Here is a 3,129-nt window from a genome sequence, read left to right on the forward strand (position 1 = left end):
GACAAAATAGGTAACTCTCGCTCTAGAGCCCTCATCAATTCAACATTTAAAAAGTTTATCTATCCCCGCCCACGCTTGTATCTGCAAGCGTTCAACGACGCCACACCACACTTCATCTCGTTTTAATATTCGTCATACACCATCGAATCTGAAGACATTAAAGTCTTTGATTGGGGCGCCTAGAAAGCCAAGAAACACGGATGACTTGGCGAAAGCCAAATCTCGTTATCAATGTGGATCGATAGGAGGTCCTTAGCGCTAAGTTAAACCTCGTTAATGTCAGTGACGATGATAATAAGGCGCTAACAACATTACTTAACCCACTTCGAAAAAGTCAATGAAGTATAAAGTGATAGACCTAGTGACACGAGAATGTGCAACTAGATACAAGAAGGAAAAGAGAAACAAAGTCGACTGATTTGTTTACAAGACGCTAAAAGCCCTGACAACATGGACAAGTAAAAACAGGTAATAACGACAAAAACTCAAGACGAATGAACATGGTTACTCATCAAAGGGAAATAAGTTGCCACCAACATTCAGTTGATACATTGTTAGCTAGTAAATGGAACTGAGTGAAAATAATCTTCCTTAGGTTCAATCTGACAAGCGCCGATTAAAAAAAAAAAACTGTCAGATCAGGACCAAACGACGACTCTTGATTGACCTCAGGATAACCATCTTTACCACCGATAAAATACTATTGAGAAAGTTTATCTAGGACAGGGGTTATCGACTGATGAAGTTCACTGGTTTCATATGCACCAGATAAGAGTCTACTTGGGTAAGCAATTGAATTACTGAGAACTTCACCAATATTATTAATATGAATACGAGTATCTGCCACACAAGCGCTCATGCATATTTTAATAAATTGCTTTGAAGTATCAAGTTCAAGCAAACGCGCACATCGCAGTGCTTCTTTAGTTCTTTCATGGAGCATTTCTTCAGATAACACGATTAACCCCTTCTCCATTCAGTAGCATAACAATGTGAAACTCTTCGCTTTCCCTCACCATAGCAAGGAAAAGGCTCTCTCTCATTTCTTTTCGGACCGTATTATCGCCAAGTACATATTTCGTCAAAACGCTAATAGCTTGTTGCTCGCTAACTTCGTCTTGACTAACTATTGCCGACAATACGCTTTTCGACAGGTTTGACGAGATGTCAAAATTCAGTTCTTTTGCCGTTACAAGCATCGCTTTTATTACTTTGTTTTTTTGAGCTCTGATAGTACATATTTTCAGTTCATGCTTATCAAATGCATACCCAATATCATCTAGTAGTTGGCTCAGTTCTTGATACACTTTGTATTCCTCTAGTTCATTGTTCTCGTCCCTCATATGTTAACGTTATATGTTTAAAATAAAATAATGAAACCAATTGCACCAATAAAAAAAATACGATAAATATCATGGGATTATAAAAAAGACCTCACTATTACGTCCAGAAAATAGGATATATATGTCCTATTTGCTTACCATGCAATGGAGGTAATGCTTTTTATCCATATTAACTGAGTTGGTCTACATAGCTTCAATACCATTAGAAAAACGACACATACCCCTTACATTTAGGACTTTAACTGCGACCATTTACACATAAACCATTGAGTTTATGTGGTTAAATTTAAAAATAACTAAATCTATGGACGAGGTTTCTTATTTTATTTTTTCTGGGCAAGTAGATAATAATGCACAGAATCTTAAAAAAGGAACTGACAATGTTATACGCACAACCTGGAACTGAGAACTCAATTGTTGATTTCAAACCACAATATCAAAATTTCATTGGAGGAGCATGGATCGCACCGAAACATGGAAAGTATTTTACGAACACCTCTCCAATCAACCACTCAGTAATTTGCGAAATTCCGGCTTCGACTCAAGAAGATATCGATTTAGCAGTTAATTTTGCACATGGTGCAAAAAGCGATTGGGCTTCAACATCAGTTACTGAGCGTTCGAACATACTACTAAAGATCGCAGATCGTATTGAACAGAATCTTGAGATGCTTGCTATTGCTGAAACCTGGGATAACGGGAAACCTGTCCGCGAGACGCTCGCCGCTGATATTCCTCTGGTAGTCGACCATTTCCGTTATTTTGCTGGATGCATTAGAGCCCAAGAAGGCTCTGCTTCAGAGCTGGATTCGCAAACCATGACCTACCACTTTCCTGAACCTGTTGGGGTTGTCGGACAAATTATTCCATGGAACTTTCCACTCTTGATGGCGGCTTGGAAACTAGCACCAGCTCTGGCTGCAGGTTGTTGCGTTGTCTTGAAGCCAGCAGAGCAAACTCCTGCATCGATATTGTTCTTAATGGAACTCATCGAAGATCTCGTACCTGCTGGTGTAATAAATATCGTTAATGGCTATGGTTCAGAAGCGGGTCAAGCGCTTGCAACACACAAAAAAATTGCAAAAATCGCCTTTACTGGTTCGACTGAAGTTGGACAACATATCCTTAAGTGCGCCGCTGATAACCTGATCCCATCAACAGTCGAGCTAGGTGGTAAGTCTCCAAACATCTTTATGGCTGATATATTTGATCACGAAGACAGCTATCTAGATAAGTGTATCGAAGGCGTACTACTGGCTTTCTTCAATCAAGGTGAAGTTTGTACGTGCCCTTCGCGAGTTCTGATTCAAGAATCTATTTACGATCGCTTCATTTCGCGTTTACAGACTCGCATGAAAACGATCAAACAAGGAAACCCGCTCGATACCGATACACAAGTCGGATCACAGGTTTCAAGAGAGCAGTTTGACAAAATCCGTCAATATATCGCACTTGGTCATGAAGAAGGCGCTGAATTACTTATTGGCGGTAAGAGTTATGAAGACAATGGCTACTTTGTCGAGCCAACTCTCTTCAAAGGAACTAACGAGATGCGTATTTTCCAAGAAGAGATCTTTGGTCCAGTCGTTGCTGTTACAACATTTAAAGACTCTGAAGAAGCACTGGCTATCGCTAACGGTACTGAGTATGGATTAGGTGCAGGGGTATGGACACGTGATAACAATCTGATTTCACATATGACGAAAAATATCCAAGCTGGACGAATTTGGGTCAACTGCTACCACGCGTATCCAGCTCACGCTGCATTTGGTGGTTACAAAAAATC

At 40.0% G+C, this 3,129-nt stretch carries 3 protein-coding genes; 1 reads left to right on the forward strand and 2 read right to left on the reverse strand.

Annotation, left to right across the window (positions count from 1 at the left end; translation table 11 throughout):
- Positions 1–700: 700 nt before the first annotated feature.
- Both AB4653_RS16920 and AB4653_RS16925 read right to left on the reverse strand, forming a co-directional pair.
- A complete protein-coding gene (locus AB4653_RS16920; protein ID WP_017082558.1) occupies positions 701–958 on the reverse strand; it encodes a hypothetical protein in 258 nt (85 codons plus the stop codon).
- Positions 948–1,343 (reverse strand): hypothetical protein, encoded by a 396-nt coding sequence (locus AB4653_RS16925; protein WP_017082559.1) that lies wholly within the window; start codon positions 1,341–1,343, stop codon positions 948–950. The genes AB4653_RS16920 and AB4653_RS16925 overlap by 11 nt, the downstream gene beginning before the upstream one ends.
- 380 nt (positions 1,344–1,723) lie before the next feature.
- On the opposite strand from AB4653_RS16925, the gene AB4653_RS16930 reads away from it, so the two are divergent.
- Positions 1,724–3,129 (forward strand): aldehyde dehydrogenase family protein (locus AB4653_RS16930; RefSeq protein ID WP_372104806.1); only part of this gene is annotated, 1,406 nt, incomplete at its 3' end.

This window comes from Vibrio sp. 10N.222.48.A3 (genome assembly GCF_041475345.1).
Taxonomy (GTDB): domain Bacteria; phylum Pseudomonadota; class Gammaproteobacteria; order Enterobacterales; family Vibrionaceae; genus Vibrio; species Vibrio tasmaniensis_A.

Bases quoted from the DNA above. Each gene is read 5' to 3' on its own strand.
- AB4653_RS16925 (WP_017082559.1), bottom strand. From the start codon at position 1,343: ATGAGGGACGAGAACAATGAACTAGAGGAATACAAAGTGTATCAAGAA.